Annotated in this window: 13 protein-coding genes; 10 read left to right on the forward strand and 3 right to left on the reverse strand. The window is 72.4% G+C overall.

All coding sequences use genetic code 11. The annotated features are described in order from the left end of the window. Positions 1-4 precede the first annotated feature (4 nt). From EIY87_RS36295 to EIY87_RS36325, 7 genes are read left to right on the forward strand one after another with little or no spacing between them, the layout of a single operon-like run. A complete protein-coding gene (locus EIY87_RS36295) occupies positions 5-1,894 on the forward strand; it encodes an Hsp70 family protein (protein WP_125314491.1) in 1,890 nt (629 codons plus the stop codon). Continuing rightward, positions 1,875-3,386, forward strand: a complete 1,512-nt coding sequence (locus tag EIY87_RS36300) for a hypothetical protein (RefSeq protein ID WP_125314492.1) — start codon at positions 1,875-1,877, stop codon at positions 3,384-3,386. Before EIY87_RS36295 ends, EIY87_RS36300 begins: the two co-directional genes overlap by 20 nt. Next, the gene (locus EIY87_RS36305; protein ID WP_125314493.1) at positions 3,383-4,987 is read left to right on the forward strand and encodes a hypothetical protein; all 1,605 of its coding nucleotides are present in this window, start codon (positions 3,383-3,385) and stop codon (positions 4,985-4,987) included. Before EIY87_RS36300 ends, EIY87_RS36305 begins: the two co-directional genes overlap by 4 nt. After that, positions 4,962-5,207, forward strand: a complete 246-nt coding sequence (locus EIY87_RS36310; protein ID WP_125314494.1) for a hypothetical protein — start codon at positions 4,962-4,964, stop codon at positions 5,205-5,207. Before EIY87_RS36305 ends, EIY87_RS36310 begins: the two co-directional genes overlap by 26 nt. A 30-nt stretch (positions 5,208-5,237) precedes the next feature. After that, positions 5,238-6,884, forward strand: coding sequence for a tetratricopeptide repeat protein (locus EIY87_RS36315; protein ID WP_125314495.1), 1,647 nt, complete (start codon positions 5,238-5,240; stop codon positions 6,882-6,884). Positions 6,885-6,895: 11 nt separating this feature from the next. Continuing rightward, positions 6,896-8,614, forward strand: coding sequence for a toll/interleukin-1 receptor domain-containing protein (locus EIY87_RS36320; protein ID WP_125314496.1), 1,719 nt, complete (start codon positions 6,896-6,898; stop codon positions 8,612-8,614). After that, entirely contained in the window at positions 8,611-12,126 is a 3,516-nt protein-coding gene (locus tag EIY87_RS36325; RefSeq protein WP_125314497.1) for a hypothetical protein, read from the forward strand. The genes EIY87_RS36320 and EIY87_RS36325 overlap by 4 nt, the downstream gene beginning before the upstream one ends. Before the next feature lie 51 nt (positions 12,127-12,177). Here EIY87_RS36325 and EIY87_RS36330 read toward each other — a convergent pair whose 3' ends face one another. Continuing rightward, on the reverse strand, positions 12,178-13,035 hold the full coding sequence (locus tag EIY87_RS36330; protein WP_125314498.1) for a LysR family transcriptional regulator: 858 nt from the start codon (positions 13,033-13,035) through the stop codon (positions 12,178-12,180). Between the two features lie 91 nt (positions 13,036-13,126). Here EIY87_RS36330 and EIY87_RS36335 point away from each other — a divergent pair, with 91 nt between their 5' ends. Further along, on the forward strand, positions 13,127-13,870 hold the full coding sequence (locus EIY87_RS36335) for an SDR family oxidoreductase (protein ID WP_125314499.1): 744 nt from the start codon (positions 13,127-13,129) through the stop codon (positions 13,868-13,870). Here EIY87_RS36335 and EIY87_RS36340 read toward each other — a convergent pair. Beyond that, positions 13,821-15,056: an epoxide hydrolase family protein gene (locus EIY87_RS36340; protein WP_125314500.1), complete on the reverse strand. Its 1,236-nt coding sequence runs from the start codon at positions 15,054-15,056 to the stop codon at positions 13,821-13,823. The genes EIY87_RS36335 and EIY87_RS36340 overlap by 50 nt on opposite strands. Before the next feature lie 120 nt (positions 15,057-15,176). Here EIY87_RS36340 and EIY87_RS36345 point away from each other — a divergent pair, with 120 nt between their 5' ends. Beyond that, positions 15,177-15,758 (forward strand): TetR/AcrR family transcriptional regulator, encoded by a 582-nt coding sequence (locus EIY87_RS36345; RefSeq protein ID WP_125314501.1) that lies wholly within the window; start codon positions 15,177-15,179, stop codon positions 15,756-15,758. Next, entirely contained in the window at positions 15,746-16,999 is a 1,254-nt protein-coding gene (locus tag EIY87_RS36350; protein ID WP_225440268.1) for an ROK family transcriptional regulator, read from the forward strand. Before EIY87_RS36345 ends, EIY87_RS36350 begins: the two co-directional genes overlap by 13 nt. Here EIY87_RS36350 and EIY87_RS36355 read toward each other — a convergent pair. Continuing rightward, on the reverse strand, positions 16,978-19,254 hold the full coding sequence (locus EIY87_RS36355; RefSeq protein ID WP_125314502.1) for a hypothetical protein: 2,277 nt from the start codon (positions 19,252-19,254) through the stop codon (positions 16,978-16,980). The two genes, EIY87_RS36350 and EIY87_RS36355, sit on opposite strands and share 22 nt — an antisense overlap. Positions 19,255-19,256: the final 2 nt, after the last annotated feature.

Genomic DNA, 19,256 nt, shown 5'->3' on the forward strand with positions numbered 1-19,256 from the left:
GACCATGAACGAGAACCTGCACCGAGTCGTCGGCATCGACCTCGGCACGACGTACTCCGCCGTCGCGATGTTCGACATCGACGAGGACACCGCGACGATCGTTCCCGACCGCACGCTCAGCCCGGAAGCCGACACCACCCCGTCGGTGGTCGGCTTCGACCCGCAGGAAGGCCGGGTGGTCGTCGGTGCCGAGGCGAAGCGGGCGATGTCGCTGCCGGGGCGCGGCCGGAACACGATCATCGAGATCAAGCGCGAGATGGGTGTGGTCTTCACCGAAGAGACGCTCAAGCGCTTCGGTGCCGACGGCACGTCGTTCCGCGAGGGCGACCCGTTGCGCGTGCGGCTGCACGGCGAGTGGCTCCGGCCGCAGGAGGTCAGCGCCCTGGTGCTGATGCGGATGAAGGAGATCGCCGAACGCGAGCTCGGCGGCGGCGTGCACGACGCGGTGATCACCGTGCCCGCTTACTTCACCGAACGGCAGAAGAAAGCCACCGAGGAAGCGGCGCTGCTGGCGGGCCTGCACCCGCGCCAGCTGATCCCGGAGCCCACCGCCGCGGCGATCGCGTACGGGGTGGACAGCGCCGAGGAGCGACCGCGGATCTACCTCGTCTTCGACCTCGGCGGCGGCACGTTCGACGTGTCGATCATCGAGACCAGGGACCGGAAGATCTCCGTGCTGGCCACCGCGGGCGACGCCCGGCTGGGCGGCGGGGACTTCGACGCGGCCGTCGCGGACTGGCTGGGTGAACAGACCGGCCGCACGTCCCCGAGCGCCGACGAGCGCATGCAGCTGCTGGCCGCCGCGGAGCAAGCCAAGCGCGAGCTGTCCGTGCGCGAGACGACCACGATCGACCTCGGCGACGGCACCCCGGCCGTCGAACTCGACCGCGCCCGGTTCAACGCCTTGATCAAGGAACCGCTCGACCGGTCCCTCAAGAAGGTGATCGAGGCGCGGGAAATGACGAGGCCCAGCCCGGCGGAACCACCGGTGGACCCGGACGCGGTCCTGCTGGTCGGCGGCTCGACCCGCATCCGGCTCGTGCGGGACATGCTGGCGGAGCACTTCGGGAAGGGCGACGACTTCGTCCGCGCCGACGGCGACCCCGACACCCTGGTCGCCAGGGGTGCCGCGATGCTCGCCCGCCGCTTCGCGCCGTCGGACTCCTTCGACCTCGACCGCCGTCCGGCGGGTCTGCGCGAGTCCGACGGGGACGAGCTGGACATCAGGCTCATCACCGAGCACACCCTGGGCGTCGGCGTCCAGGACGGCAAGTGCGAGCCGATGATCAAGCGCGGCGCGAAGATCCCGAACCACGGGCAGAAGCGCTTCACCAACCAGAAGGACTCCGAGAACGTCGAGGTGCCCATCTACCAGGGCGAGTCGGACCTCGTGTTCGACAACACCCGGGTCGGCACGATCGTCCTCGACAAGATCGAGCCGCGCGAAGCCGGGTACCACCAGTTCGACATCACGTTCAAGCTCGACGTCAACGGGTTGCTCGAAGTGAAGGTGTTCCACGCCAACGCGGGCCGCGAGTACGAGGCGACGTTCCGGCAGGGCACCAGCATCGGCAAGATCGACATGCTGGCCGAAAGCAGGAGCCGGCTGCTGCGGCTGCGCCGGCCGCGCACCGAGGCCGAGCCGAGCCGGACCGACCCGGCGGCGGAGCCGTCCACCTTCGCCCTTCCCCTGCCCGTGGAGCTGGCACCCGACGCCGTGCCCGCCGAGTTCCGGCGGCTGTTCCGCAAGGTCACCGCGTGGACCTCGGACCACGAGGCGCCGGAGGACCTCACCGCCGCGCTGCGCGAGTTCACGGAGGCGGTGCGCACGGGTGCCCGGCTGGACGACCTCGCCGACCGCCTCGAGGACGTCTATGACCGCGCCCGGCGATGAGCCCGTCCAGCTGATCGCCCAGGAGCTCGACGCCGAGTACGTCGGCGTCGGCAGGCGCGGCACGCTGTACCGCGCGCCGGCCCGGCGGCGCTGGTATCGGCTGATCCCGCGCGCCGAGCTGAGCGCGGACCACCGCGACGAGCTCAAACGCTGGCAGCACCGGCCGGCCGGCGCCGGTCTCGCCCCCGTCGTGCCCGCCGACCCGGCGGGCGACCAGCAACGGCTCGGCGGCCGCTGGTACCAGGTGGTCTGCTACGAGTCCGGGGCGCGGCGCGGGCTCGCCGACGCCATCGCCGATCCGGACCCGGCCCGGCGCGTCGACGCGGTCGTCGCCGCGCTGCGCGCGCTGCCCGGCTGGTGGGAGTCGCTCGGGCCGGGGCTGGTGCCGATGCCCGCCGACATCGCGGTCACCGACGACGGGCCGGAGCTCCTGCCGCTGCCGCTCTGGGGCGCGCCGTCGTTCACGGAGCTGTTGAGCGGCCCGGAACGGGTGCTGCACCTGGCCCCGGACGTGGCGCGCGGCCAGACCGCGGTCGGCCGGGAGGACGACCTGTTCGCGCTGGCGGTGGCCGCGTTGCGCAGCTTCGGCACCAGTCCCGACGCCGACGCCGAACGGCTGCTGCACCGCGCGGCCTGCGCGGTGCCGCCGTCCGGGGAACGGCTCGACGGCAGGCTGCCGGTCTGGATGCGCCGCGTCGGCCCGATCCGGGCGGTGCTCGACGACCTGTGCGAGCTGACCACCGCGCCCCGGCGCGGCGACGTCGACGTCACGTGGCTCGCCGACCGGTTGCAGCGCGCCAGGGACGCCATGGACCCGCTGGCCGCGGTCCGGGCGCTGCGGAACGCGGGCGAGCCGGACCAGGCGCTGGCGCTGGCGCGCGCGGTGCTGGTCGACGATCCGCAGTACGACGTGCTGGTGCTCGCCGCCACGATCGCCTACCAGGACAACGCGGCACCGCTGGAGGCGCTGACCCTGCTCGACCGCGCGGTGGAAGCCGACCCGGAGCGGGTCGAGGCGTACGCCGAGCAGATGTCGGTCATCGCCTTCGGCGAGCTGTGGACGATGGTGCTGTCACTGCTGTCCGACGCCATCGACGACTCGTTCACGCGCCGGCTCGACACCACCGTGCAGACCGCGTTCCACCGGCTGCCGCACGCGTTGCGCAGCAAGCACTCCCCCGCGATGGCCAGCCACCTCATCCGCCAGGGCAAGGTGCGCGAGGCGAACGCGTTCGTGCACAAGTGGCTCCACGACGGCGGAACGCTGACGTGGTGGCGGTTCGACCTGATGCTGGCCTACGCCTCCACGTTCTGGCTGCTGGACCGCCGCCGCGAGGCCATCGAGGTCGGCGAAGTGCTGCGGCAGGGCCTGAAACGCGTGCGGGACAACGGTTCCGTGGAGACGGCCGCGATCGACCTGTACGAGCTGCTGCTCATGCAGCTCGAGGAGGAGATGAGGCAGGCGGACGAGTTCGGGGAGGAACAACGGTGAACGCGGCGCTGATCGTGGTGTGCGCCCTCCTGCTCGCGGTGTGCCTGGTGGGCGCCTGGTACTTCCTCGTCGCCGTACCGAGCCGCTGGCGGGTGCCGCTGCACGAGGCGCTGGCGATCCTCGGGCGCGACCGGCACGAGCGGGTGGACCTGGAGACCGCCGACCGGCTGCTCGACCAGGCGATGAACGCCGGGCCGCGCGGCCGCGACCTCGCCGACACGCGGTTCGCGCACGCGTTCGTCCGCGCGATGCTCGGCACCTTCCAGTCCGACCGGTACTGGGCCGCCGCCACCGCGGTCGACAGCCTGGCCACCGCTTCCGGGCACGACCCCGCCGGCGCGCACCTCGCGGTGTGGTTGCAGCACAAGCTGGAACGCCACGAACGCGCGGTCGAGCTCTACCGCGAGCACGAGGCCGTGCTCGCCGGACGGCCGGGCGCCCGCACCGCCGCCGCGGCGTCGCACCTGCACCTGGCGGGCGCGCACTGGCGGCGGCGGGAGACCGACGAGGCCATGCACCACTTCGACCGCGTCCGCGACCTGGGTGTGCTGACCGGCGAGATCCCGAAGGCCGCCGGGAACCTCCACGTCCTCAAGGGCATCCAGCTGTTCTTCGACCACCGGCACGCCGACGCCCGCGCGGCGTTCGAAGCCGCCCGTGACCGCGCCACCGAACGCGAGCAGAGCACCGTCGAGGCGGAACTCGGCCTGCTCGCGTGCGAGTGGGAGACGGCTGCCCCGCAGGAGCTCGACGGGCAGCTGACGCGGATCGCCGAAAACCTGGACGCGGACCGGGACGCGGACGAGGAGTACCGCGAGCAGCTGGGTACCGCGCTGATGCTGCTCCGGCTGACGACGCTGCTGCGGCGCTGGGCCGGACGGCCCGCCGAATCCGGCGCCCCGGGCTCCGACGACCGCCAGGAGCTGGCGGACCGGGTCAACGACCTGATCGAGGCCGACGAGGAGCTGGGTGACCCGTTCCTGGTCGAAGGACTGATCTGGTACTACTTCGCGGCCAACGAGGGCGAGCGCGACACGGCACTCGCGATTCTCGAGCGGGGCATGGGCCTGCAGGGCGCCAAGGCGATCGCCGTGCCCGAGGTGCTGGAGCTGGTGGAGAAGGAACGCGCGCTCGGCGGGCAGGGCGACGCGCTGTCGCGGTTCCTGCGGCTGGTGCACGAGTTCCTCGCCGACCCCGCCGTACCCACCCGGCACCGCGACGAGCTCCGCTCGCTGCGTGACCAGTTCGCCCGCTACGCCGACGACCTCGGCGAGGACCTGGCGCTGCCGCAGCGCCCCGACTCGCCCGAGGAGCTGCGGCAGCGGATCGACGCGATGCGCCGCCGCATCGAGCTGATCATCTACCCCCGCCTGCGCGACCTGCCCGACGACGCCCCCGCCCGGGTCGTGCTGCGGGAGCGGCTGACGGAGCTGGACGAGGTCGCCGAACTGTTCGCCGCGCAGGCCGAGGCACTGCACCAGAGCGAGCACCAGCTCGTGATCACGACCGGAGAGTTCCTGCTGCCGCAGGAGGAATGGGGCCACGGCCATGGGGCTGCCGACAGCGTGGGTGCGGATGTGGAATCGGTCCGGGAAGCGTGACGGGCGACCGGGACTCGACCGCGAACGGCTCGTGGCGCTGCTGCCCGAGGTGGAGTACCGCAGGGCGCCGGACGAGCAGCAGCTGTTCGACGAAGCCTCCCTGCCCGCCTCGCTGCCGCTGATGCTGAAGCTCGACCAGGAGACCGAGTACCTGCTCTGCCGCGAGGTCGCCGAACGCGCGCTCGGTTCCGTGCCGGAGCCCGACTCGCTGCCCGGCTGACGCCCACCACGCCCGCCGGGAAGGACGACGATGACCGACGACCGGGCCCAGCGCGACACGCCCGCACTGCCGCACCAGCCGCTGCGGCTGCCCGACCTTTCGGCGCCTGCCTTCGGCGGCACCGACCTCGGCGAGCACTTCCGCCGGCTGGAGGAGATCACGCGGCGGCGCGCCGACCGGGGCGCGGCGCCGTCGACCCTCTTCCTGCCCGACTTCGTCACCCTGGCCGCCGAGGACTCGCTCGACCTCGGCGACCTCGGGGAGGACCTGCTCGAAGACGCCCGCGCCAACATCGCGCGCGGCGAGTACGCCCTCGCGCTGGAGCAGCTCGCGGAGTTCCTGGCGCTCTCCCCCGGCCGGGCCGAGGCACGCTACCTGCAGGCGTACTGCCACTACCGGCTCGGCGACCTGATGACGGCGCTGGAGATCACGCTGCCGATGCGGCGTGAGCGGCTGGACGATCCCGCTGTGCGCCAGGGTGTGCTCGACCTGCGGGCCACGCTGTGCGACGCGCTGACGCCCGTGGAGGTCGGCACCTTCCTCGACACGCGCCACCGCGATCCGCGCGCCGCCGACGAGCGGCTCCGGCGGTTCATCGACGTCGCGCCGGAGCAGACCGAGCCGCCGTACCTGCTCGCGCTGCTGCAGGCGGTGGACGGCGACTACGTGTCGGCGTTCCACACCGCGCGCGACGCCGCCGGCCGAGCCGACGGCGACGTGGCGCACCTGCGGGCGCTCGCCGACGCGCTGGCCCTGCTGGCCGTGCGGCCGCTGACGAAGGACGTCGTGCGCGCGCTGTACGACGGCGCCTACCCACGCGCCCGCAAGGCGCTGGCGCGGCTGGACCGCCAGTGGCGTGAGCTGGAGACGCTGCGTGACCTCGACGGGTTCCTCGCCCAGCTGACCCGTTCCGCCCGCTCGGCGGCGAAACCGTTGCCCGCGCCCACCATCCCGGCCGAGCGCGCCACGCGGCTCTACGCGCTGATCGCCGATCTGCACCGGGAGGAAGCGCTCGATCTGGTCGACGCCCGACGCTGGGCGGAGGCGGAGCGGGTGCTGGCCGAGATCCTGCGCGTGGTGCCCGCCTACCCGCCGCCGAACCTCCTCTACGCGTTCTGCCTGCTGTCCCAGGGCAAGGAGCCGGAGCGGGCCATCGCCGCCGCCGAGGTCGCCGCCCGCGACCCGGAGCTGCCGGAGGCGGCGGCGCTGCTGCGCACGGCCAAGCAGCTGCGGGAGGTGCTGGCCATCAACGCGGCGTTCGAAGAGCACAACAACGCCGTGCGGCGGGTCGGCTCGCCGCCGACCCGCGAGCAGCTGACCACCCTGCGCCGCACCATGGAACAGCTCCGGGGGCGCCTCCCCAAGCTGGAGGCGATGGCCACGACCAACGACAGCACGAGGCGCGTGCGCGAGCTGAGGCAGGCCGTGACGAGGCAGGTGCGGGAGATCGACCTGGCACTGGCCGACCTGGAGGTCTCCGAGCTGGTCGGCCGGTTCAACGAGTGGGCGCAGCAGCTGACGCTCGGCCGGCCGATCGGCCTAGCCGGCCATTCGCACCAGGTGGAGGGCGAGCTGATCGCCGCGGAGGCGGAGCGGCTGAAGGCCACGCACCCGCACGCCCGGCAGCTCCTGCAGCAAATGATCAACGGCGTCGACCGCGCCTGGCGCTTCCGGTGAGGGGGCAGCAGATGACCGAGCCCGACAGCCACGACGGGTGGGACGTCTTCATCAGCTACGCGCGTGAGGACTACCAGAAAGCCAGAGACCTCGCGGACAGCCTGCACAAGTGCATCACGTCCCGGGGCGTGCCGCCCCGAATCTTCATCGACGTCGACCGGGAGGGCCTGCCGCCGGGCGTGGACTGGGAGCAGTACATCGAGGCGGCGCTGCCCCGCTCCCGGTTCTTCGTCGCCCTCTACTCGCTGCGCTACTTCGCCAAGAACGTCTGCCTGTTCGAGCTGCAGCGCGCGGTCGACCTCACCAAAGCGGGCACGGTCGGGTTCATCCCGGTGCTGATGGAAGAGGCGGCCAAGGACAAGATCTGGTTCACCGCCAGCAAGTACAACTGGGTCGCGGTCACCCACCCGAACTGGTTCGAGACCCTGCGGGACGCGCTGGGCCTGCGTCCCTCGCCGAGCAGCAGGCAGCTGCGGTTCGAAGCACCCGTGCCCGACGCCGTGGTCAACCACACCCTCCCCACGGTCCGGGTGTCGGTCGGCGGCGCGCACGGGGCCGCGGTGCCGGCGAGCGGCGAGCCGATCTCGCTCACCACCGTGCCGCCCGGCTCCGGCCTCAACGGCACGCTGGTCGTCCCGACCGTGCACGGCACGGCGACGTTCGCCGACCTGTCGTTCCGCCGCGCGGTCGAGTCCGTCCGGCTGCGGGCGGAGGCACCCGGCTGCGAACCCGTCGAGACCGCGCCGATCCAGGTGAGCCCGCCCGCGCCGCAACCGAGCGGCCCGGACCGCGTGCACCCGCGGCTGCCCGCGAGCGGCCGCCAGGCGTTCTTCCCCGGCGGGCGGCACGTCGCCGTGCTCGACGGCGCGGACCTGTCCGTCCACGCCCTCGGCGAACCGGACCGCGTCCTGGGCACCGCGCGCCTCGCCGCGCGTCCCCGGCTGTGGGCACGCGGCAGCAGCCACCTCGCCGTCGCCGACTGGACCGGCCGGGTCGTGGTGGCCGCACCCGACGGGCGCACCCGCACGGTGGACCTCGCCCGCTCGCCCGGTCTCGCCGTGCCGGGGGCGCTGGCGTTCGACGGGGACACGCCGCTCGTCGGCATGTGGAACGGCACCGTCTGGTCGCTCGCGGACGAGGAACCCGAGACCGTGCTGGAGCACCGCGCGGGCGTGCAGCTGCTGGCGGTCGACAGCGGCGGACGGCTGCTGGCCGGGGATCTCGACGGCGTGCTGACGGTGTACGCCGAGAACCGCGCCCGCGCCGAGTACCCGCTGGAACGGCTGCTGCTGGGCATCCACCACGGGCCGGGCTGCACGTTGATCGTGGGCGAGCACCACATCTACCGCCTCGACAGCGGAGCCGGCCGGCCCCTGGTCGTCGACCTGCCCGTGCAGCAGGTCTCCGACGCGTGGGTCGGCCAGGACCTGTCGATCGTGCTCAACGACGAAGGCCTCGGGGTCTGCTTCGACGCCGAACTGGGTGTGCACCTGGGTTTCCGCACCGTGCCCGGTGCCCGGGTCGGGTCCGCTTCCCAGGACGGCAGGCTGGTCGTGTTCGAGTACCCGGACGGCTCGCACGTGCTGATGCAGGACGGCCGCATCGAGGTCACCTCGGCGTACCCGCTCGCGATCTCGCCGGACGGGCGGCTGGCGGCGACGTCGGACGGACGGGGCACGCTGATCCTGCCGGTGGACGAGCTGCGGACCGGCGCGGAGAAATCGGCATGACGAACGTCGCCGTCCTGGAGAACCGGCCCGAGGTCTTGCGCCGCCTCGCGGACCGGCTGTGGGCCCGCCACGAGCAGGGCGCCGGGTTGAGCGCGGACGAGCTGGAGGCGTTGGCGGAAGCGTGCTTCCGGCTGGCCGTCCACCCCGGAACCGCATCAGGTGCGGCGCTGGACCTGCTGGCCCGAGCCCACCGGGTGGACCCGGTCAACCCCAAGCACCCCTACCACGCCGGCTTGATCCACCTCCGCCACGGACGGCTGGAAGCGGCCTTGCGGTGGCTGACCGCGGCCGCCGGGTCGGCGCCCACCAACCACCGGGTGTGGGCGCACCTGTCCATCGTGCACCAGGGACTGCACGAGCAGCGGGCCGGCGACCCCACCTACGACGGCGAGGACCAGCGACGGCGCGGCGAGATCGCCTCGGCGATCCGCGAGGGCCGGGACGACCTCGCCGCGACCGAGGACGTGCCGGTCCCGTTGCTGCGCCCCGGGGACTGCCGCTGGTCGGGGATCCACGACGTCAGCGCCGAACTGGTGCTGCGAAGGCCCGCCAGCTCACGCGGCCGGGACACGATCGCCGACGACCTGCGGAGGATCGCCGAGCTGGCCGGCCACCGTCCCGGTGGCGTCGCCGCGTTCGCCGTGCTGGCCGTCCAGTGGCTCGTGCACGGGTACCCGCCGGCGACGATCCGGCGGCTCGCGCACGCGTTGCCGCCGGGAGACGGGCCGGCCCGGCGCGTGCTCGACGTGGCGTGCGAGTTGTTCGAAGTGGACGAACCGGCGCTGCCGGCCCGCCTGGCCACTTGCCTTGCCCAGCAGGAGCTTCCCGACCTGCTCGTCGCGCTCGTCCACCAGCGGCGGCTGCTGTGGCGGCCGCTGGACGTGCCCGATCTGAGCGCGTTCACGGCGGCGCGGGCGTACGCCGGCGGTGCCGGCTGGGGCGCCCCGGCGGATCACCTCGACGCGATGGCCTCGGCCTTGCGGGACATCACCACGGCCGCCCCGCCGAAGACGCCGGCCGACGTCGCCCCCGGGGGCATCGGCGAGCCGGCCGCCGATGAGCTGCTGACGAGGCTCGAGCGGGACGCCGGGTCGATCGCGCGGCTCAAGAAGAGCGCGGGCGTCTTCGCCAAGGAACTCCGCCGCGCCGACCTGGCCGACGCCGCCCGGCGCGCGCAGGCCCACGCTGATCACGCCGTGCTGGCGGACATCGCGAACCGCCTCGAGCAGGCCCGCGTCGAGCGCTTGGGCGCGTTGCAGGAGTTCAAGGCGAAGCCGGTCGCCGCGCAGTTCGACGCGCACCTCGAACGCTGCGAAAAGGCGCTGCAGCAACCCATCGGGCTGAACGCGCACCTGAGCACCGTCCGGCGAAAGCTGCGTGCGCACGGCGGACCGCCCGCCACACCGGTGCCCCCGTCCGCCGGTGTCGCGGAGATCGATGCGGAACTCGGGTCCGTCGCGCCGAGCACGGCGCAGGTCGCTCCGCCGCCACGCCGTGAGCCGGTCCCGGAGGATCCCCGAGCCCAGGTCGCGATCGCCGTGGCGGAGGTGGAAAACGCGTTGGCGGACAACGCCGGCCGCGCCTGGCAGTCACTCGACGCCTACCCGTCCGGCCTGCGGGGCCGGGCCGCGCTCGTCCTGCTGCGGTCCTACGTCAACGGCCGGCTCGCCGAGTCCTGGCACCGGATGGGCGCGCACACGGCGGCACGCAGGCACTGGCAGGCGATGCTCGCCGAGAACCCGATGTCCACCGCGGTGCTGCACAACCTCGCGGTCGCGCACACGGCAGCCGGCGACGTGGCCGCGGCGACCCAGACGTGGAGCCGCTACCTCGAAGCGCTCTACGCGGAGGCGCTGCTGGCGGGCACGCCGTCGCGAGGCGCGGCCGAGCGGGCCGAAATCCACCGCGTGCTGGCCGGCTCGTTCGGCACCGCGGCGTTGTGCGGCCGGCCCGCCGACGACGGGCCCAACCCACCGCCGCGCGGCATCCCCGCCGCGCTGACCAGCCCCGCGCGCGTCGCACTGGCCATCGCCCACCTGCGCCTCGAGGAACTCAACCGCGCGCTTTCCTACCGCGGCGCGGTGCTGCGCCTCGGCGTAACGCGCTCGGTGCGGCGGTCTCAGCTCGACGAGGCGTTCGACGCCCGCCTGGACCTCGTTGCGACGGCCTGCGCCCCGTTGCCGAAACGGGTGCGCGCGCCGTTCGCGGACCTGTGCCGCACCGCGTTCCAGGCGGCCCACGAAGCCGCGTGCGACCCCGGGGGCCGGACCCGCGAGGCGAGCGACCCCGGCGAGGAGGAAGCCCACGTCGCCTGGACGCACGAACGCGTGCGGTGGAAGGCGCGCATCGCCCGTGAGCTCGTCGACGCGGACGACTGGCCGGTCACCGAAAGCTCCGGCGAGATCCTCGCCTGCCTGCGCCTGATCGACGAGCTGCGGCTCGACCCGGCGGACGAGACGGTGCGCAAGGCCGTGCTGCGGCTCGGCGCGCCCACGACGTACCTCAGGCAGCTCAACGACCTGTCCGGCCTCGCGGCCCGGTTCGCCGTCGAGCGGATCTTCCGCGCCGCCGAGAACCGGCTCGACGCCTCCGCCGACTTTCCCCGGCGCTACCAGCGCATCTGCCTGTCCTGGCAACGCAACGGCGCACCGGAGCACTACCTCGACCTGCTGGACGACCCGCAGGCCGTCTACCTCCCGTCGGTGGAGCACGCGCTCGAGCTGCTGCACGACGACGCTCCCGACCACGAGATCCGTCCCGTGGTGCTGGCGGCGCTGCCCGCCATGGAGCACTGGATCACGCGGCTGCGTGGTGCACCGGGCCCGCCCGCGATGCTCGGCGAACTGCTGCACGCGGTGGGCGAGCACAGCAGGGCGAGTTCCCTGCTCGAGGAAGCCCGCGCCGCCGCCAACCCCCGCGACTCGCTGACCCGCGTACGCCTGTCCATCGAGTGCGGCGCCTTCAAGGACGCCCTCGCCTGCCTGACCAGGCTCGAAGAGCGCGGGACGGCCCCGGCCGAGGTGCGCCGGCTGCGGATCACGACCTACCGCCGCTGGCTGGGCTCGGACGGCGTGCTGCCCACCGTGGACGAGATCACCGGGGACCTGGCCGAGCCGTACCCCGAGACCACGGACGCCCGGCGCCGCCTCGTGGTCGAGGTGACGATCGCCAAACACCTGCGCCGGCCGGGCGAAGTGGACCCGGACTCACTGGGCGGTGACCTCCGCCGGCTGCTGCGGGACGACGCGTGGAACTCCCACGCCCGCTACCACCTCGCCCAGCTGCTCTACCAGCACGCGGTCAGCGTCCGCACCCGCATGCGCGCGACCTTCGGTTCGCAACGCGAGGTCCTGCGGGACGAGCTGACCCGCCTCTGCTCGGAATGCTCGACCCACGCCACCCGGTTGCTGACCGATGCGGAGAGCGGCGACCCCTACCACGTGCTGGCGGACGACGCCCGGCTCGAAGAGGTGAAGACCATGGCCGCGAAGGTCCGCAGCTACCACCGATGACGGCTCGGCCAGGCGCCGGTCGCGCGGTGTCCACTCCGGACCGGGGGCAGCTCAGCCGTCGCTTCCGGCCGAGGGCACCAGCAGCCGCGCGGCCTCGCGGAACGGGGCCAGCAGCGGGTTCGGGTCCTGCGTCCGGGTCGCCACCACGACCCGGCACGGCCCGAAGCCCACGACCGGAACCGCCGCCACGTCCTCGCGCAGGCGGGGCCGGTGGTCGCCGGCGGGCAGGACCGCCACCGCGCTGCCCGAAGCCACCAGCTCCAGCTTGTCCTCGAAGCTGTCCTCCGGGGCCGGGCGTGGGGACCCGTCCTTCGGGGTGCCCCAGAGCGTCGGCGTCACCGCGCACGCCACCAGGCCCTCGTCACCCAGGTCGTCCGCCGAGACGGCTTCCTTGCCCGCCAAGCGATGCGTGACGGGGACCAGCAGCACGCGCGGCTCCTCGTACAGCGGCGTCACCGTCGCGGGGAACGGCAGCGGTTCGCGGGTGACCAGTGCGTCGACCCGGCCGTCGGGCAACGCGCGGGTGTCGTGCCAGCGCAGGTGCCGCGTCCGGACGCGGGCGTCCGGGTGGCGGTGGCGCAGCGCCCGCACGGCGGGGGTGACGATCAGGCCCTCGACGTAGCCGATGGTGATTTCCCGCGGCGGGTCGGCGGCGCGGGCGACCCCCACGGCGTCGGCGGCGGCTTCGAGGACGGCGTGGGCGCGCGGCAGGAACGCCGCACCGGCCGAGGTGAGGCTGGTGCCCTGCGGGGTGCGCGCGAACAGCCGCACGCCGAGGTCGTGTTCCAGCCGCTGGATCTGGCGGCTCAGCGACGGCTGGGCGAGGTGCAGCGCCGCGGCGGCACGCCCGAAGTTGCCGTGCTCCGCCACGACCGTGAAGTACCGGACCAGCCGTAGATCGAGATCCACGCTTCGAGCCTACGCCGCCATGCGCCGCACGCATGGCGGCATGCGGAACGGGTCTTGGACGCCCCGGCGGACCCGGCGGTTGACTCGGGACATGAACGCTTACGAGGGAAAGAACGTCGTGATCACCGGCGGCAGCAGCGGGCTCGGCCTCGCGACCGCCGAGCTGCTGGTGGCCCGCGGCGCACGGGTGCTGATCACGGGACGGGACAAGGAGAAGCTCGAGACCGCGCGCCGCCGGCTCGGGGAGCGGGCGGCGGCCGTGCGGAGCGATTCCGCGTCGATGGCCGACGTCGAAGAGCTGCCGCGGCTGGTGCGGGCGGAGTTCGACGCGGTGGACGCGCTGTTCGTCAACGCGGGCGTGACCGCCTTCGCGCCGTTCGAGTCGATGTCCGAAGCGCAGTACGACGAGCTGTTCGCCGTGAACGCCAAGGGACCGTACTTCACCGTGCAGAAGCTGGCGCCGCTGCTGCGCGCGGGCGCGGGCGTCGTGCTGACGACGTCGGTGGCCAACGTCAAGGGTCTCGACATGATCAGCGCCTACGCCGCGACCAAGGCCGCGCTGCGGTCGATGACCCGGTCACTGGCGCGGGAACTGCTGCCCCGCCAGGTCCGCGTCAACGCCGTCAGCCCGGGCCCGATCGCGACGGGCATCCTCGACGCGACCCTGCCACCGCCCGTCGCCGAGCAGACCAAGGCCGAGATGATCGCGGGCAACCCGATGCGGCGGTTCGGCGAGCCGGCCGAGGTCGCGGCGACGGTGGCCTACCTCGCGTTCGACGCGACGTTCACCACCGGCGCCGAGATCCCCGTGGACGGCGGCGGCGCCCAGCTGTAGGCCAGGCCGCCGGGACGGCTTTCCACCGGCGGAGGCTCCGCAACCCGGTGCGGATTTCGCTGATCAGGATCTCGGGCTGTTCGAGGGCTGCGAAGTGTCCGCCCCTGTCGGCCTCGCCGTAGTGGATCAAGGTGCGGTAGGTGTCTTCGATCCAGCTGCGCGGCAGGCGTGGAACGTCGCGGGGGAACACGGTCACCGCGACCGGAAGGGTCAGCTCCGGGCCGGCCATGGTGGCCGAGCGGTTCTCCCAGTAGATGCGGGCGGACGACGCGGCACTGTTGGTGAACCAGTAGAGCGATATCACGTCCAGCATGTCGTCGGTGCTCAGCGCGTCCTCGGCGAGCCCGCGGTTGTCCGTCTTGGACTGGAACTTCTCGTAGATCCAGGCCGCCTGCCCCGCCGGGGAGTCCGCCAGCGCGAATCCGACGGTCTCCGGCTTCGTGCCCTGGAGGTGGTTCGATCCGCCGAGCTCGCCGGCGTAGCGGGCGAGGCCGTCCACGGCGTACTGCTCGTCAGCGGACAACGTGTCGGGTATTCGAGCGGGGAACGCGTACGGCGTGTTCAAGTGCACCCCGAGCAGTCCCTCGGGTCGCTGGGCCGCGAGGGCGGTGGTCACCACCGAACCCCAGTCACCGCCCTGAGCCACCCACTCGCGGTAGCCGAGACGCCTCATCAGCTCCACCCACGCGGTGGCGATGCGCGACACCGTCCAGCCCGTTTCGGCCGGCTTTCCGGAGAACCCGAAGCCGGGCAGGGACGGGATGACGACGTCGAAGGAATCCCGGACGTCGCCGCCGAACGCGACCGGGTCCGTGAGCGGGCCGATCAGTTTCAGGAATTCGGCGATCGAGCCCGGCCACCCGTGGGTCAGGAGCAGGGGCAGCGCGCCCGGGTTCCCGGACCGGACGTGGACGAAGTGGATGTCCAGGCCGTCGATCGTGGTCAGGAACTGGGGGAAGCGGTTGAGTTCCGCCTCGAACCGGCGCCAGTCGTAGTCCCGCTCCCAGTACGCGACGAGCGACTGGGCGTTCTCCAGGCGGACACCCTGCGACCAGTCGGGGACGGTCTCCGGATCCGGCCAGCGCGTCCTGGCCAGCCGTTGCTTGAGATCCGCGATCTCGGCTTCCGGGAGCGCGACGCGGAACGGGCGGACGAGGTCCGAAGGTGCGGTGGTCGATGCGGTCATCGTCCGGGTCTCCTGAACTCTCGGGTCACAGTGCATTGCACACCGGTGTGCAGATTACGCGATTTGCACACCGGTGTGCAATCATGGCGTGGTGCGGATCGAGACCTGGGGGTGTGCCGGATGAGGGACACGCGGGAGCGGATCCTCGACGTCGCGCTCGAGGTCCTGGGGAAGAACCCGGAGGCAGGCATGGGTGCCATCGCCTCCGCGGCCGGCGTGGTCCGGCGTACCGTCTACGGCCACTTCCCCTCGCGAACCGACCTCGTGCTGGCGCTCACGCGACGGGCCGTGAGCGAGATCGCGGCCGTGCTGGCCGAAACCACCGCCGCCCGTGAAGCGCCCGACGAGGCGTGGGCCGAGTTCATCGCCCGCCTCTGGCCGTTGGCGCACCGTTACCGCGTGCTGGTGGTGCTCCGCCGCGGCGAGTACGGGGAGGAGATCCACTCCCTCCTCGGACCGGTCGAGAAGACGCTCGCCGATCTCGTCGAACGAGGCCAGGACGGCGAGCTGTTCGGCAGGCACCTGCCCGCGGACGTGCTGAGCGAAGTGGCCTTCGCGGCCGTGTTCGCCATCGCGGACAAAGACCTGTCGCGGGGGACCCTCGACGTCCGGGCAGCGTCGATGACGAGCCTGCTCACGCTGGGAGTTCCCGAGGGGCGCGCGAAGGCCCTTCTGGAAGGGGGCACGACATGGAATCGCTGACGCACTGGGACAGCGCGAAGATCGGGTTGGACCAGGAGGAGATGCGGCGGCACAATCGCGGTGCCTTTCTTCGCCTCGTGCACCTGAGCGGCGGCGTCTCGCGGGCCGAACTCGCGAGACGGATGAACCTCAACCGCAGCACGATCAAGACGTTGACGGCGGAACTGAGCGCGGCCGGCCTGGTCCGGGAAGTGGCGCAGACGGACAACCGCCACCAAGGCCGCCCCTCGTTCGTCGTGTGGCCGGAGACCGAGCGGTTCCACGTACTGGCGTTCGACGTCGCGGTGGACCGGTTGGTCGCCGCCCGGATCGGTCTCGGCGGTGTCGTCCTGGACCGCGAGGTCGCCGCCCGGCGCCGGTCCGGAGTCGATCTCGACTACGTGGTCACGACGCTCGCGGAACTCGGCCGCCGGCTGGCCGAGGCGGCGCCGTCGACGTCGACCTGCGTGGGCGTCGGGGCCTCGTACTGCGGAATGATCCGGCCCGCCGACGGAACCGTCCGGTTCGGCCCCGACCTCGGCTGGGTCGACCAGGCGTTCGGCGCCGAACTCGCCCGGCGGCTCGGACTGGGCCTGCGGGTGCGGGTGGGGAACGAGGCGCACCTCGGCGCGCTCGCGGAGCACCTTCGCGGCGCCGGGATGGGCGCGCAGAACCTCGTCTACCTGCACGGCGATGTCGGCGTCGGCGGCGGGATCATCGTCGGCGGCACGGTGCTGGACGGCGACGCGGGGTACGGCTGCGAACTGGGCCACATGGTCGTCAACCCGCACGACGGGCGGCCGTGTGGCTGCGGCTCGAGCGGGTGCCTGGAGGCGGAAGCCGGTGAACGGGCCTTGCTGGACGCCGCACGCCGGCCACCGGAGGTCTTCGGCCGCGACGCCGTGCGGGAGGTGGCCGACGCCGCGGCCGCGGGCGACGCGGACGCGCGAGCCGCGCTCGACTACGTCGGGGATTGGCTGGGCATCGGCGTGGCGAACCTCATCAACCTCTTCAATCCGGCCGTGGTCGTCTTCGGTGGGATGTTGCGGGACGTGTACGCCGGGGTCCTGCCGCGAGTACGCAGCCGCGTCGCACGCAATGTGCTGCCGGTGGCGAAGGAAAAAGTGCGCTTGAGCGTGTCGGCTCTCGGGGACGACACCACCCTGATCGGCGCCGGCGAGCTCGGTTTCTCAAGGCTGCTGCGCGATCCGTTGGGGGACGTCGCCCCCGGCCCTCAGCGTCAGTTCTCCTCGGGACCGTGACCACCACGGCGGTCGGCGAGCCACTGCTTGAACAGAGCTGCCATCGCCACCGCCGTCATGGCCACGGAGCCGATCATTTCCGGCGTGGACGGCAGCTGCGAATCGGCCGGCTCGAAGCGTGGCTGTTCCTGGCTGGTCTTCGACTCCTCGTGCGGGTGCGCCTGTTCGTGCTTCTGCTCGGCTATGGCTTCCGCCGCGTCGACGTGCTTCAGGCCTTGTTCGACGAGGTCCTGCCCGTCCTTGGCGAGCGTCTCCCCGACGGTTTCCTCGCCCTTGAACTTCTCGGCCATTTCTTCGTTGCGCTTCTCGCGCTCCAAGTCGGTTTCCGGCCGGGCGGGTTCCCAGTCACCGTCTTCGTTCTTGGCGTACTCCTGGTACTGGTCCAGATCGGTGTTCCACGGGCCGTTGGCCACGTCCCGGTCGTCGTGCTCGCGCTGGGGTTCCCGGGGTTCGTTCCGGGCGTCCCGGTCGAGGTTGAGTTCGCCGGTCTTGGTGGTGAAGTCGCCGGTGTACGGGTTGGGGGCTTCGGGGTTGCGCTGTTCGGTTCCTTCGTCGCGCCCGTTGTCGGTGGTTGCTTCGGGCGTGCGCTGTTCGGCCGGGTCCGTTCGCTCGGTCCCGGTGCGGTGCTGATCCGGTGACTCGGCACGTTGCTGCTCGGCCGGTTGCTGCTCGGCCGACTCGGTCCGCTGCTGCTCGGCGGGCTCGGTCCGCTGCTGCTCGGCCCGTTCGGCGCCGGCGCGCTGCTGCTCGGCCGGCTGCGTCCCTTCCTCACCCGACTCGGCGACCACCACGGTCTCCTGCGTCACGGCGGGTTGCTCGCTGCGGGGCTGGGACTCCGTCGTGGAGTTCCAGGAGCCCTCCCACATCCGGCCCCGGGGCCTCAGCTCCCGTTCGAGCCCCTCGTCATCGGGCGGATTCCCGGGATCCTCCGCATCGTCCGGGGGCGGCGGGTTGTCGTCCTCGGCCGCGTCTTGGCCGGCCCGGTCGTCGGCGTCGTCCTGGTCGGCCTGGCGGTCTGCGTCGGCTTCCTGCCGCGCAGTGTCATCCTCGTCGGCACGCTGATCGGCATCGTCCTGCGCATCGTCAGCCTCGGCTTCCTCCCGAGCAGAGTCATCCTCCTCGGCACGCCGATCCGCATCGTCCTGCGCATCGTCAGCCTCGGCTTCCTCCCGAGCAGAGTCATCCTCCTCGGCACGATCCGCATCGTCCTGCGCATCGCCGTCCTCGGCTTCCTCCCGAGCAGAGTCATCCTCCTCGGCACGATCCGCATCATCCTGCGCATCGCCGTCCTCGGCCTCCTCCCGAGCAGAGTCATCCTCCTCGGCACGCCGATCCGCATCATCCTGCGCATCGTCAGCCTCGGCCTCCTCCCGAGCAGAGTCATCCTCCTCGGCACGATCCGCATCGTCCTGCGCATCGCCGTCCTCGGCTTCCTCCCGAGCAGAGTCATCCTCCTCGGCACGATCCGCATCATCCTGCGCATCGCCGTCCTCGGCCTCCTCCCGAGCAGAGTCATCCTCCTCGGCACGCCGATCCGCATCATCCTGCGCATCGTCAGCCTCGGCCTCCTCCCGAGCAGAGTCATCCTCCTCGGCACGATCCTCAGCGTCATCGGCGTCGGTATCCGCGCGATCGTCCTCCTCAGCGCGATCCTCAGCGTCATCGGCGTCGGTGTCCGCGCGATCGTCCTCCTCGGCACGATCCTCAGCGTCATCGGCATCGGTATCCGCGCGATCGTCCTCCTCAGCGCGATCCTCAACGTCATCGGCATCGGTATCCGCCGAATCGTCCTCCTCAGCACGATCCTCATCGGCATCGGTATCCGCGCGATCGTCCTCCCCCGCGCGATCAGCCTCGGAATCGTCCTCCCCCGCACGATCACCGTCATCCGCCTCAGCGCCCGACCGATCGTCATCCTCAACCGCCTGATCGGCGTCATCCCCCTCGCCGTCCGCGCGATCGGCCGGAACCTCCTCCCCGGAGTCGTCCAGCTCGTCGTCGGCCTCCTGCGGACCGTCGTCCGACGACGCCTCGTCCGGGCGCTGCGCAGCCTCCGAGCCCCCCTCGTCCTCGTCGGCCGCCTCCTGGGGACCGTCGCCAGGCTCCGACGGCTCCGTCGGCTCCGACGATGCGTCGCTCTCCTCCGGCGAGTCGCCCTCGTCGTCAGCCTCCTGCGGACCGTCGCCGCCCGAAGGTTCCTCGGGTGGGGTTTCCGGCTCGTCGGACTCGGTGGGTGCGTCGCTCGTTTCGCTCATCG

Source organism: Amycolatopsis eburnea (genome assembly GCF_003937945.1).
Taxonomy (GTDB): domain Bacteria; phylum Actinomycetota; class Actinomycetes; order Mycobacteriales; family Pseudonocardiaceae; genus Amycolatopsis; species Amycolatopsis eburnea.